10 protein-coding genes are annotated in these 13381 nt (G+C 64.4%); 5 read left to right on the forward strand and 5 right to left on the reverse strand.

Features of this window, described 5'->3' with window-relative positions; translation table 11 throughout:
• Nucleotides 1–18: 18 nt before the first annotated feature.
• A complete protein-coding gene (locus tag HOP51_RS00575) occupies nucleotides 19–1164 on the reverse strand; it encodes a glycosyltransferase family 4 protein (protein WP_234272009.1) in 1146 nt (381 codons plus the stop codon).
• 41 nt (nucleotides 1165–1205) lie between these two features.
• Here HOP51_RS00575 and HOP51_RS00580 point away from each other — a divergent pair, with 41 nt between their 5' ends.
• Entirely contained in the window at nucleotides 1206–2315 is a 1110-nt protein-coding gene (locus HOP51_RS00580) for a glycosyltransferase family 9 protein (RefSeq protein ID WP_234272010.1), read from the forward strand.
• Here the strand turns inward: HOP51_RS00580 and HOP51_RS00585 are convergent.
• Nucleotides 2269–3048, reverse strand: a complete 780-nt coding sequence (locus tag HOP51_RS00585) for a glycosyltransferase family 2 protein (RefSeq protein WP_234272011.1) — start codon at nucleotides 3046–3048, stop codon at nucleotides 2269–2271. The genes HOP51_RS00580 and HOP51_RS00585 overlap by 47 nt on opposite strands.
• Before the next feature lie 152 nt (nucleotides 3049–3200).
• Here HOP51_RS00585 and HOP51_RS00590 point away from each other — a divergent pair, with 152 nt between their 5' ends.
• The gene (locus HOP51_RS00590) at nucleotides 3201–4877 is read left to right on the forward strand and encodes a sulfatase-like hydrolase/transferase (RefSeq protein WP_234272012.1); all 1677 of its coding nucleotides are present in this window, start codon (nucleotides 3201–3203) and stop codon (nucleotides 4875–4877) included.
• A gap of 9 nt (nucleotides 4878–4886) precedes the next feature.
• Here the strand turns inward: HOP51_RS00590 and waaF are convergent, their stop codons facing one another.
• Entirely contained in the window at nucleotides 4887–5933 is a 1047-nt protein-coding gene (gene waaF, locus HOP51_RS00595; protein WP_234272013.1) for a lipopolysaccharide heptosyltransferase II, read from the reverse strand.
• Nucleotides 5930–6895, reverse strand: a complete 966-nt coding sequence (rfaD, locus tag HOP51_RS00600; RefSeq protein WP_234272014.1) for an ADP-glyceromanno-heptose 6-epimerase — start codon at nucleotides 6893–6895, stop codon at nucleotides 5930–5932. Before rfaD ends, waaF begins: the two co-directional genes overlap by 4 nt.
• 99 nt (nucleotides 6896–6994) lie before the next feature.
• Between rfaD and glyQ the strand changes: the two genes are divergently transcribed.
• The 3 genes from glyQ to gmhB all read left to right on the forward strand — a co-directional run bounded on the left by glyQ (nucleotide 6995) and on the right by gmhB (nucleotide 10834).
• The gene (gene glyQ, locus HOP51_RS00605) at nucleotides 6995–8011 is read left to right on the forward strand and encodes a glycine--tRNA ligase subunit alpha (protein WP_267957550.1); all 1017 of its coding nucleotides are present in this window, start codon (nucleotides 6995–6997) and stop codon (nucleotides 8009–8011) included.
• Complete coding sequence (gene glyS, locus HOP51_RS00610; RefSeq protein ID WP_234272015.1) at nucleotides 8011–10077, forward strand: glycine--tRNA ligase subunit beta; 2067 nt, start codon at nucleotides 8011–8013, stop codon at nucleotides 10075–10077. The genes glyQ and glyS overlap by 1 nt, the downstream gene beginning before the upstream one ends.
• Before the next feature lie 202 nt (nucleotides 10078–10279).
• On the forward strand, nucleotides 10280–10834 hold the full coding sequence (gmhB, locus tag HOP51_RS00615) for a D-glycero-beta-D-manno-heptose 1,7-bisphosphate 7-phosphatase (RefSeq protein WP_234272016.1): 555 nt from the start codon (nucleotides 10280–10282) through the stop codon (nucleotides 10832–10834).
• A 126-nt stretch (nucleotides 10835–10960) separates the two neighbouring features.
• On the opposite strand, the gene gyrB is transcribed toward gmhB, so the two are convergent.
• Nucleotides 10961–13381, reverse strand: coding sequence for a DNA topoisomerase (ATP-hydrolyzing) subunit B (gene gyrB, locus HOP51_RS00620; RefSeq protein ID WP_159547788.1), 2421 nt, complete (start codon nucleotides 13379–13381; stop codon nucleotides 10961–10963).

The following is a 13381-nucleotide window of genomic DNA, read 5'->3' on the forward strand; positions in this document are numbered from 1 at the left end:
GCCACGCTCGGGCCGTTTCTAGCCTCTGCCAGAGTGCCCCTCTTCCGCAGCATACGCTTCGATCAAGGCTTTAACGTGTGTCGTCACATCGAAATGAAGTGAGGCCCTGGCACAGGCGGCCTGGCCCAACCGCTGCCGCAACGCCGCGTCCTGCCCCAGCTCAGCCAGGGCTTCGGCCCAGGCCACCGGGTCATGCGGCGCTGCCAGGCGCCCGCAGCCGGCCTCCAGCAGCTCGGGAATCGCCCCGCTGTCGGCACCGACGATCGCCTTGCCGGCGGCCATGGCTTCGACCACGGTAAGGCCGAAGGCCTCGTTGCGCGATGGCACGCAGACGATGTCCAGCGCTTCGAAGAGGCGCGGCAGATCGGGGCGGAAGCCGGTAAAGGTTACGTGCTCCACTAGCCCCAGTTCGACCACCCGCGCACGCAACCGTGCCACATAGACCTCATCGCTGCCCTCACGGGCCGTCAGGCCACCGATCAGTACGCCGTGCCAGCTCAAGGAGGGGGCGCATTCACGCAGCCGGGCAAGGCCTTCCAGCCATACCTCATGTCCCTTGCCATCGGTCAAGCGGCCCGGCAGGCCAATCGCCACCTGGCCAGTGGCCACGCCCAGTTCCTGGCGCAACGCCCTGCGTGCCACTTCGTCCAACTGTGGACCGTAGGGTGTCAGGTCGATGCCCAGGTAGAGCCGCCGAATCCGCTCGGACGGCAACGGAAAGGCCGCCAGGTTGCGCCGGCGCGTTGCCTCGCTGATGGCGAACAGTCGTGTGACGCGGCCATAGGCCCAGCGATGGTAGAAGTCCTTCTTCGGCCGAGTAACCCCCATGTGATCGGTAAAGAACAGCCTGAGCGTCGGTCGCAGGGTTGCCAGCAGCGCTCCCAGGCGCAGATCGCTGGACTTGTGGCAGTGCAACACCTCGATTCGATGGCCTCGAAGGTAGGCCAATATGCGCCCCGCCTGCAGCAAGGCCCGCCCCCGGGAAGGCATCGTCAGCGGCTCGATGCCAGCCGCCGCCAGGCTCTCGGCGACCCGAGAACCGGCCAGCGCCAGACCATGGGCCTCCCACCCCTGACGTTGCAGCTCGGGTATAATCCGCGCAGGATACATTTCGAGACCGCCCCAGCCATCCGAGAGGCAGATGTGCATGACCTTGTACGACAAGGCTGTCTCCTTCGTCGGTCAACCGGGGCTCGGGAGCCCAGATGACGTCTTCTTCCAGCGTGGCCGGTCGCCACGCAACGGATCAGTCGCCGCACATCCTGGTGGTGCGCAACGACAAACTCGGCGATTTCATGCTCGCCTGGCCGGCGCTCGCCTGCCTCAAGGCTGCCGCCCCGGAGGCGAGGATCAGTGCCCTGGTGCCGGCCTACACGGCACCGCTGGCCCAACAGTGCCCGTGGATCGACGCGACCATCATCGACCCCGGTGACGGAGCCGGGAAGGCGGCACAGCGCAAGCTGCTGGACCGGCTCCGCGACGAGCGCTTCACGGCCATGCTGACGCTGTTCTCCACCCCACGCGTCGGCTGGCTGGGCTGGCGCGCCGGCATTCCGCGTCGCGTGGCGCCCGCCACCAAGTGGGCGCAGCTATTCTACAACCATCGTATCGTCCAGCGCAGGTCGCGCTCGGCCAAGCCGGAGTACCTGTACAATATCGAGCTCGCCGAGGCCCTGCTCAAAGCCGTAGGACGCGCCCCGGCTCCCCGCCCGACCCCACCTTTCTGGCCACTGCCTCCCGCCACGGCAACCGCCCGGCGCGAGTCGATCGCCGCCGAGTTGGCCCTCGATACGCGCGTTCCCTGGCTGTTTCTGCATGCCGGCAGCGGCGGCTCGGCGGTCAACCTGACCCCGGCCCAGTACGCCGAGCTGGCGATGACCGTCGATTCGCGTCTTGCCGACCAGGACACCCGCCCGCAGTGGCTGCTCACGGCCGGCCCCGGGGAGGAGTCGGTCGCGCAGGAACTACGCGATTCGCTCGGCGCCAGGGGGCTCCAAGCCGTGGTGCTGCCGCCGCGCCAAGGCCTCGCCGACTTCGCCCTGGCGCTTGCCGCCGCTGACCTGTTCATCGCCGGCTCCACGGGGCCGCTGCATATCGCCGGCTGCCTGAACCTTCCCACGGCGGGCTTCTACCCGGCACGGCGCTCGGCCACGGCGCTGCGCTGGCAGACCTGCAACGACGAGTCACGCCGGCTCGCCTTCAGCCCTCCCGCAGCAGCCGGCGAAAGCGACATGGCAGCCATCGATCTCGAGGCCGCCGCCGCCGGGATCAGTGCCCTGGTGCATCGTCGGGTGGCGGCGGAGTCCGCGTCCTGATCCACAAATCGGCATACTTGGCGAAAGTGGAATGTGCCGAAAGCAACGCCAGCAATAGGCCTTGGCGACCATCGAGGAAACCCGCGCGCAGCAGGTACATGCGCAGGAAACAACCCAGGCCGTGTACGAGCCCGGCCGAGAGGCTGCCCTGCTTGCCACGCGCAGCGCGCTGCTCGGCCCAAGCCTGGGCGTAGTGGGCCGATTTCTCAAGGTAATGGCGCAGGTCGCGATAGGTATAGTGCAGCAGGTCACCTTCGAGCGCCTTGACCGGTAATCCGCCCGGGTTCTGCAGTTTTTCGTGGACCAGGGCATCATCGTAGCCCGCCTTGCCTCGGGGATAGAGGCGTGCGACCCGGTCGGGATACCAGCCGGAGTGGCGAATGAAATCGCCGAAGCACCAGGAGAGGCGCGGCAACGTGTGAATCGCCGGCTCGCCCTGGGCCACGGCGGCCTGGATGCTGTCGCGCAGTTCGGGCGTCACCCGTTCATCGGCATCGACCATCAGGATCCAGTCGCTCTCGACCATGGCCTCGGCACGCTGACGCTGCACACCGAAGCCCTGCCAGTCGGCATTCACCATGACCTTGCCAGTGAACTCGCGGGCAATGTCACAGGTCGTATCGACGCTGCCGGCATCCAACACCACGATCTCGTCGGCCCAGCGTAGCGTTTCCAGGCAGGCGCGCAGGTGGTCGGCCTCGTTCTTGACGATCAGTACGACAGCCAGGCTCATCGGCCATTCCTCGTCGGTTCGCGGCTGGCCAGTGTACTGTTGCAGCCATGAGAGCGGCAAACCGGCGGGTTGCCCATCGGCCTGACGATTCGTGGTACAAGTCGGGAGCGGCTTGTAAGCTGGGAGTCGAATTCAATGGAAGAATCCGCCACATGACGATTCCGTCTACCCTTCTCGAGCTGGCCCGCCCACGCTGGCTGTCGCTGCTGGTCATCGGGCTGTGTCTTGGCTATGCCATCATCGTGCTCACCCGGGTTCCCCAGTGGGGACTGCCCCTCCTGGCGCTGGCCTGGATAGGGCTGGGTATCGTCTTTCGCTGGGGAGCGCCAGACTCGGTATCGTATGCGTCCCCATCACGCCGATGGCCCTGGGCACTGCTGCCCATCGCCCTGTGGGGGCTCTACCTCTATCTTGCCGAGAGCTTCGGCATCGTCGATCTGAGTGCCGTGTTCTTCCACCTGCAGGCCGGCATGGCGGATCATGGCGGCGTCAGCCGAATCGGGGCAGCGTTTTTCTATACGCTGTCGATGGCCGCCCTGCTGGCTTCCTTCACCTGGCTGGTGCGCCACGATCATCGTTGGCGCCGCGGCGAGCCACTGCTCGCCCTGGTCCTGCTGGCAAGCAATCCCCTGCTGTATGGCGTGGGCCAGCGTGGCGCCGCCATCGTTACCAAGCCTGGGGCCTGGCTCGAACGCCAGTACGTCGAACCGATACTGCTCGAGACGCCCAGGGACCCGCCCAACCTGCTATTGATGTATCTGGAGAGCATCGAGCGTACCTACGCCGATCGCGACCGATTCGGCGACGCCTATGCCGACCTGGATGCCATCGGCGAACATGGCCTGGTCATCGAGGGTGTCCGTCAGGTCGACAACACCGGCTGGACCATGGCGGGAATGATCGCCAGCCAATGCGGCACTCCCCTGATGCCGGCCGGGCTGCTGCATGACCGGCAATTTTCGCCGCTGGAGAAAGTGGTACCCGGCGTCGACTGCCTCGGCGACCTGCTGTCGGAGCAGGGCTACCGGCTGACCTACATGGGTGGCGCAAGCGTCAACTTCGCCGGCAAGGGGCTGTTCTATCAGGGACACGGTTTCGATACCGTACTCGGTCGCGAAGAGCTGCAGCCTTTGCTCGACGACCCCGAGTACGTCAACAACTGGGGGCTCTATGATGATTCGCTCTACGAATTCAGCCTGGAGGAATTGCGTCGCCTCAACGCCGGGGATGCCCCCTGGGGCCTGGTCAGCCTGACGATTGCGGGGCACGCCCCTCACGGCTATCCCGCTCAGGCCTGCCTCGACCACCAGGGTGAGTTCGACGGCACTGACATCCTCTATTCGGTGGAGTGCTCGGCCTGGCTGGCGCGGGACTTCCTCGAGCGGGCCAGCGCCGAAGGCCTGCTCGACAATACCGTGGTGGTCATCGCCAGCGATCACCTGACTATGCGGGTCTCGGCCTGGGAGCAGTTGATCCAGGGCGAGCGTGACAATACCTTCATCCTGCTGGGCCCCGGCATCCCCCAGGGGCGCCAGCAGCGCGAAGCCGCCATGATGGATGCGTTCCCCACCATTCTCGAGGCAATGGGCTTCACCATCGACTGGCATCGTGCCGGCCTTGGGGTTTCGCTGCTGTCCGACGAGCCGACCCTGCTCGAGGAGCACGGCAAGGAGTTCTTCAACGCCCGCATGCGTGAGGAGATCGCGTTGCAGGAGCGCCTCTGGGAGGGGCTGGCACCGCCGCGCCAGGACCCCGAGCCGGAGCCCCAGGAACAGGTCGTGGAAACGCCCGAGGATGCCACTGGCGAGGAACCCGCCACGGTGCAGTAGGCAGCAGCCTCAGCCGTGCGCGAATACCACCGGAGAAGCGGCCAGTACGGCGGCCAGCACACGCTGGGGCGAGAGCTGCACCAGGCAGTTGGTATGTCCCAGCGGGCAATGGCGTTCGAAGCAGGGCGAACAATCCAGGCCCAGATAGTGGATCACGGCGTTATCGGTCAACGGTGGTGTATAGCCTGGCGAGGACGAACCGTAGAGCGCATGGACGCGTGTGCCCACCGCGGCGGCCACGTGCATCAGGCCGGAGTCGTTGGTCACCACCTGCCGGCAGTCGGCCAACAGGTCGACTGCATCGGCCAGACGCGTCTGGCCGCACAGATTATGCACCTGAGGCAGCCCTTCGGCGATCATCTCCCCGGCAGCGGCATCCTTGGGCCCGCCCAGCACGCGTATTTCGAAACCTTCGGCCACCAGGCGCTCGGCCAGTTCGCGAAAATGCCCCAACGGCCACTGCTTGGCCGGGCCGTATTCGGCGCCGGGCATCATGCCGATGGCCGGACGAGAAGTCAGTCCCAGGCGGATGCGCAGCTCGATCAGGTTGTCGGTATCGACCCTCAGCCACGGGCGGGGAATGGCAAACTCGCCATCCCGCACCTCTTCCGCCGCCAGGCCCAGTGCGACGAAGCGCTTGACGGTCTGGTCCAGCACCGTCTTGTCGAGTTCGCGCCTATCGTTGATCACGCCATAGCGCTGTTCGCCAGTGAACCCCGTACGCCGGGGTATACGGGCCAGGAACGGCACCAGTGCCGACTTCCACGAGCGCGGCAACACGATGGCCCTGTCGAAGCGTCCCCGCAACTGCCGCGCCAGGGCGCGCCGGGTTCCCCAGCCGAACTCACCGTGACCGACATCGAGGGTCGCCACCTCGTCGACCTCTTCCATGCGTTCGAGGATCGGCTGCGACCAACCTGGCGCCACGACACCGATGCGACACTCGGGCTGGCGCTGTTTCAGGCTCTTGAACAGGCTCTGCGCCATGACCATATCGCCGACCCAGGAAGGGCCGACGATCAGGATGCGAGATGTCGGCGTTGCCGCCTGTCTCATCCCTGCGCCCCGCTCAGCCACTCGAGATACGCCTTCACGCCTTCGGCAACGGTACGGAACTCGCGCGTGTAGCCCGCCTCACGCAGGCGCGAGATGTCCGCCCGGGTATAACTCTGGTAGCGCCCCTTGAGCTCCTCGGGAAAGTCGATGTACTCGATGCGACCACGGCCGTAGAAATCGATGACCGCCTCGCCGATGGCCTTGAACGGCTCGGCCCGGCCGGAGCCGAGGTTGAAGATACCCGATTTGCCGGGGTTGTCGAGGAACCACAGGTTGACGTCCACCACGTCGCCGACATAGACGAAGTCGCGACTCTGCATGCCTGCCTCATAGCCGTCCCAAGCACCGAACAGCCGGAGGTCCTGGCCTGCCCTGACCTGGGTGTGGTTGTGGTAGGCGACGCTCGACATCTTGCCCTTGTGCTGCTCGCGCGGGCCGTAGACGTTGAAGTAGCGGAACCCCACCACCTGGCTGGAGAACTCATCCCAGTGCTGGCGCACGTACTGGTCGAACAACAGCTTGGAGTAGCCGTAGACGTTCAGCGGCTTCTCGTACTCGGGCTCCTCGCGGAATACCTGGCTGCCGCCGTAGGTAGCCGCCGAGGAAGCATAGAGGAAGGGAATGCCCTGCTGCTGGCAGTAATGGAGCAGCACCTTGGAGTACACGAAGTTGTTGTCGAGCATGAAGCGCCCGTCCCACTCGGTGGTGTCCGAGCAGGCGCCTTCGTGGAAGATCGCCTCGATCGGTGGCAAGCGGGAAGGCTCGCCGCGCAGCGCTGCCTCGATTCGCGCACGAAAGTCGTCCTTGTCGAGATAGTCGCCCAGGGTGCAGTCCGCCAGGTTGACGAACTTGGTGCCGTCGCGCAGGTCATCGACGACCAGCACGTCATCCCGCCCGCGCTCATTGAGTGCCTTGACCAGATTCGAGCCGATGAAGCCGGCGCCACCTGTCACTACGATCATTGTGAACCTCGCTGAGGCGCAACCGTTGCGCCTATAACCGATGTGCCTGTGATTGTATACTTGACGCCCTGTGAATTCATGGCCAACGGTGCTTCCGCAATGACTCCCTCGTCAAACCCGTCGCAGACGCTCTCGACACCTTCGTCGACCTCGGCTCCAGGGTCGACGCCAGACGCGACCACATTTCAGGGCCTGATACTCGCCCTGCAACAGTACTGGGCCGAACAAGGCTGCGTGGTGCTCCAACCTCTGGACATGGAGGTCGGGGCCGGCACCTTCCACCCAGCCACCTTCCTGCGCTCCATCGGCCCGGAGACCTGGAATGCCGCCTACGTGCAGCCCTCCCGTCGCCCCACCGATGGCCGCTACGGCGAGAACCCCAACCGTCTGCAGCACTACTACCAGTTCCAGGTCGTCATGAAACCCTCTCCGGCCGACCTGCAGGAGCGCTTCCTCGGCTCGCTGGTGCGGCTGGGCATCGACCCGCTGGTACATGACATTCGCTTCGTCGAGGACAACTGGGAGTCGCCGACGCTGGGCGCCTGGGGCCTGGGCTGGGAGGTGTGGCTCAACGGCATGGAGGTGACGCAGTTCACCTACTTCCAACAGGCCGGCGGCCTGGAGTGTTACCCGGTCACCGGCGAGCTCACCTACGGTCTCGAACGCATCGCCATGTACCTGCAGAACGTCGACAGCGTTTACGACCTGGTATGGACCATCGCCCCGGACGGCACCAAGGTCACCTACGGCGATGTCTACCTGCAAAATGAGCGCGAGCAGTCGGCGTACAACTTCGAACATGCCGAGGTACCGGTCCTGTTCAACGCCTTCGACCACCACGAGCGCGAGTGCGCCAAGCTGCTTGAGGCGGGGCTGCCGCTGCCGGCCTATGAGCAGGTGCTCAAGGCCTCCCATACCTTCAACCTGCTGGATGCCCGCCACGCCATCTCGGTGACCGAACGGCAGCGCTTCATCCTGCGTGTGCGCACCATGGCCCGCGACGTGGCCCATGCCTATTACGCCTCGCGCAAGGCCGCCGGCTTCCCGCTGGCCCCCGAAGCCCTGCGCCAGGAGCTGCTGGCTCAGGACATGAACGCCGAACAGGGAGACGCGTAATGGCCACCAACACCTTCTTGATCGAACTAGGCGTCGAGGAACTGCCGCCAAGCGCCATCGACGCGCTCTCGGACGCGCTGGCCGAGGGCATCCGCCGTGGCCTGGACGATGCCGAAGTTGCCTTCAGCGACATTCGCGCCTATGCCACCCCGCGCCGCCTGGCGGTACAGGTCACCGAGCTGGCCGACAAGCAGCCGGACCGCGAAGTGGAGCGCCGCGGGCCGGCCCTCGCCGCCGCCTACAAGGATGGCCAGCCGACCAAGGCCGCCGAAGGCTTTGCCCGTTCCTGTGGCGTCGAAGTGACCGACCTGATCCACCTGGAAACCGACAAGGGCACCTGGCTCGGTTACCGCGAACAGCAGCAGGGCGAAGCCACCACACGACTGCTGCCGGCCATCGTCGGCAAGGCGATCTCCGCCCTGCCAGTACCCAAGAACATGCGCTGGGGCTCCTCGCGGGTCGAATTCTCGCGGCCGGTGCACTGGCTGGTGATGCTCTATGGCAGCGAGGTGGTCGAGGCCGAAGCACTGGGACTCAAGGCCGGCCGCACCACTCGCGGCCATCGCTTCCATGCCCCCGAGGCCATCGAACTGGCTCACGCCGACGACTATCTGACTGCCCTTGAGCAGGCCTGGGTGCTGGCCGATCGCGAGCTGCGCCGTGAGCGTATTCGCGAACAGGTACTGGCCGAGGCCGAGGTCCAGGACGCCCAGGCGGTGATCGACGAGGCCCTGCTCATCGAAGTGAGCGGCCTGGTGGAATGGCCGGTGGCACTGGCCGGCAGCTTCGACGAGCGTTTCCTCGAGGTCCCAGCGGAGTGCCTGATCTCCTCGATGAAGGCCAACCAGAAATACTTCCACCTGCTCGACGACCAGGGCCGGCTCAAGCCGCAGTTCATCACCATCTCGAACATCGACAGCCAGGATCCGCAGCAGGTGATCGAAGGCAATGAGAAGGTAATTCGACCGCGCCTGGCCGATGCTGCCTTCTTCTACGACACCGATCGCAAGCAGCCGTTGGCCTCACGCATCGGTGGCCTGGCCAACGTGGTGTTCCAACAGCAGCTCGGCACCCTGGCCGACAAGGCGCACCGCAGCGCCGCGGTGGCCGCCTTCATTGCCGGGCGTATCGGCGGCGATATGGCCAAAGCTCGCCGTGCCGCTGAACTCGCCAAGTGCGATCTCGTCACCGAGATGGTGCTCGAGTTCCCCGAGCTGCAGGGCATCATGGGACGTTACTACGCCACCCATGACGGCGAGCCCGCCGAAGTGGCCCAGGCCCTCGAAGAGCAGTACCTGCCGCGCTTCGCCGGTGATGAGATCCCGACCAGCCCTACCGGCCAGGCATTGGCGCTCGCCGACCGCCTGGACACCCTGACAGGCATTTTCGGTATCGGCCAGCGGCCCAGCGGCACCAAGGACCCGTTCGCCCTGCGTCGTGCCGCCATCGGTGTGCTCAACATCATGATCAAGGGCGAGCTGGACCTCGACCTGCGCGAGCTGCTCGAACTGGCCGCCGCACAGCATCAAGAGCTGCCCTATGCAGAGAACCTGGTCGAGGAAGTACTCGGCTACATGCTCGATCGCTTCCGCGCCTGGGGGCAGGACGAAGGCATCCCCGCCGAGGTCTACCTGGCGGTGCGGGCCCGCCCGGTGACCAAGCCGCTGGATTTCTCACGCCGCCTGCGTGCCGTGCATGCCTTCACTCAGCGCGAGGAAGCCGCTGCACTCGCGGCCGCCAACAAGCGGGTTTCCAACATCCTGGCCAAGCAGGCCGATGAGGTCGGCAACCAGGTCGACGCCAGCCAGTTGCAGGAAGCCGCCGAGCAGACCCTGTTCGATGCCGTCTCGTCGAGCCGCGAGCGCGTCATGCCACTGTTCGCCGAGGGGCGCTATCGTGAAGCGCTGGACATTCTTGCAGGGCTGCGCGCTCCAGTGGATGGCTTCTTCGATGATGTCATGGTCATGGCCGACGACGATGCCATTCGTCGTAACCGCCTGGCACTGCTGGCCCAGCTCCAAGGCCTGTTCCTCGAGGTTGCCGATATCGCCCTGCTGCAGCAATAAGACGCTTGGTACCCCCACCGGCCGAGGCATTTGCCCGGCCGGTTTTTTATTGCACTCATGACGTTTCACGTGAAACCCATCGCCGGAGACAGCGCTTTCAACGCCCTGCTTCCGATGCACATGAGGCAATGACTTGGCAGGAAGTGTTTCACGTGAAACACTTCCTCCTTCTTCTCCGACCCCTTAGCTTTTGGTGCGCGACATGCCCGATGCCTCCAGGCTCGTCATCCTCGACAGGGACGGCGTCATCAATCGAGACTCCGACGCCTACATCAAGTCACTGGACGAGTGGATCCCCTACCCCTCCTCAATCGAGGCCATTGCACGCCTGACGCGTGCCGGCTGGACGGTGGCCGTTGCCACCAACCAGTCCGGCATTTCCCGCGGCTACTACGATGAAGCAACGCTGGCAACGATGCATGCCGAACTCGAAAGACGGGTTGGCGATGCAGGAGGAAAGATCGCGCATATCGCTTACTGTCCGCATGGACCCGATGACGGCTGCACATGTCGCAAGCCATTACCAGGCCTGCTCGAGGAAGTTCGTGCCGCCTTGGGACTGGAGAGCCTCGCAGGCAGCTGGATGGTAGGCGACAGTCTGCGCGACCTTCAGGCCGGCGAACCCATGGGCTGCCGCCCGGTGCTGGTCAGAACCGGCAAGGGAAGCAAGACCGAAGCCAAGGGCGTGGGCCTAGAGGGTGCTTTGATTTTCGACGACCTGGCCGGCTTCGTCGACTGGCTGCTCGCAAGCCGCTGAGCGTACGAGCGCGTAGCGGGACTGGCCGTAGTGCAGCAGGTCTCACGCTGCGACAAAAAAGGGCCAGTTCAAATGAACCGGCCCTTTTCTTTTGAAGCGGTGTTTCACGTGAAACACCGCAGCGGCTCAGACGTCCAGATTGGCCACCAGCGCATTGCTCTCGATGAAGGCGCGACGCGGCTCGACCTCGTCGCCCATCAGCGTGTTGAACATCATGTCAGCGGCCACCGCGTCTTCGATCGAAACCCGTAGCAGGCGGCGGGTCTCGGGATCCATGGTGGTTTCCCACAGCTGGTCCGGGTTCATCTCACCCAGCCCCTTGTAACGCTGCACCGAAAGCCCCCGCTGTGCTTCGGCCATCAGCCACTCGAGAGCCTGGTAGAACGTGGTGACGTTCTTCTTGCGCTCGCCGCGGGCAATGTAGGCGCCCTCCTCGAGCAGGCCTTCCAGCGTTTCTCCCAACGCAGCCATGGCACGGTAATCGGCACTGGTGAAGAAGTCGATTCCCCAGACGTAGTCGGAGCTGACGCCGTGCGCCGTGAGCGTTACTGCCGGCAGGAAGAGTTCGCGCTCGCTGTCCTCCTCCAGGCGGAAGGTATAGCGAGGTCCACCCTCGTAAGCGACCAGGGCATCCATCTGCTCCTGCAGATAGGCGATCCAGTTCTGCATGGTGACACGATCCTTCAGGCTCGCTTCACCCTCGAGGCGTGCCGCATGCACGACCTTGCGCAGGACTTCGTTGGGATACACCCGCGAGAGTCGGTCGATGCGCTTCATCACATCGCGGTACTGCCCCACCAGCGCCTCGAGCTGCGCACCGGTGACGGGCGGGGCATCCGGATTGACGTAGAGCCTGGCGCCGTCCATTGCCGTGGTCGTCAGGTAGTCGATCAGCGCCTGTTCGTCCTTGAGGTAGGTCTCCTGCTTGCCACGCTTGATCTTGTAGAGCGGCGGCTGGGCGATAAATACGTGCCCACGCTCGATTAGCTGCGACATCTGGCGGAAGAAAAAGGTCAACAACAGCGTGCGGATGTGAGAGCCGTCGACGTCCGCATCAGTCATGATGATGATCGAGTGATAACGCAGCTTGTCGGGATTGAACTCCTCGCGGCCGATGCCACAACCCAGCGCCGTGATCAGCGTTCCCACCTCGGCAGACGACAGCATCTTGTCGAAGCGGGCCTTCTCGACGTTGAGGATCTTGCCCTTGAGCGGCAGGATCGCCTGGGTACGACGGTCACGGCCCTGCTTGGCACTGCCTCCGGCCGAGTCACCCTCGACCAGGAACAGCTCGGAGAGGCTCGGGTCCTTCTCCTGACAGTCAGCCAGTTTTCCGGGCAGGCCAGCGATGTCCAGCGCCCCCTTGCGGCGGGTCATGTCGCGCGCCTTACGCGCCGCCTCACGCGCACGGGCCGCGTCGAGCATCTTATTGACGATCGACTTGGCGTCGTTGGGATTCTCGATCAGATAGTCCGAGAACAAGCGGCCCATCTCCTGCTCCACCGCGGTCTTGACCTCGGAAGAAACCAGCTTGTCCTTGGTCTGGGAAGAGAACTTGGGATCCGGCACCTTGACCGAGATGATCGCCGTCAGGCCCTCGCGGGCATCGTCGCCCGACGTAGCCACCTTGGACTTCTTGAGCAGCCCTTCGGACTCGATGTAGCCGTTCAAGGTGCGAGTCAGCGCGGCACGGAAGCCAGCCAGGTGGGTACCGCCGTCACGCTGCGGTATGTTGTTGGTGTAACAGAAAATATTCTCGGAGAATGAGTCGCTCCACTGCATCGCCACTTCGACGACCACCCCATCTTCGCGCTCGGCTTCGAAGTGAAACACGGGGTTGAGCACGGTCTTGTTGCTGTTGAGGTGGTTGACGAAGGCCCTGAGCCCGCCCTCATAGTGGAACAGTTCCTCCTTGCCGCTACGCTCGTCGACAAGACGAATCGCCACGCCGGAGTTGAGGAACGAGAGTTCGCGCAGCCGCTTGGCCAGGATATCGTAGTGAAACTCGATATTGGCAAAGGTATTGGCAGAGGGCTTGAAATGTACCCGAGTGCCGGTCTTTTCCGTCTTTCCGACTACGCTGAGCGGTGCCTGGGGCACACCGTGGTGGTAAACCTGTTCATGAACCTGCCCGGCCCGCCAGATCGTCAGCTTGAGTTCCTCGGAAAGCGCGTTGACCACCGACACACCGACGCCATGCAGTCCGCCCGACACCTTGTAGGAGTTGTCGTCGAACTTACCGCCGGCGTGCAACACCGTCATGATGACTTCCGCCGCCGACACGCCCTCTTCCTCGTGGATGTCGGTAGGCACGCCGCGACCGTTGTCACTGACGGTGATGGACTCGTCCGGGTGAATAATGACGCGGATTTCGCTGCAGTACCCCGCCAAGGCTTCATCGATGGAGTTGTCCACCAGCTCGAACACCATGTGGTGAAGGCCTGTCCCGTCATCGGTATCGCCGATATACATGCCGGGACGCTTGCGCACGGCATCCAGTCCCTTGAGAACCTTGATGCTCGATGAGTCGTAAGCCTGCTCGCTCAT

Source organism: Billgrantia zhangzhouensis, assembly GCF_021404465.1.
GTDB lineage: Bacteria > Pseudomonadota > Gammaproteobacteria > Pseudomonadales > Halomonadaceae > Halomonas > Halomonas zhangzhouensis.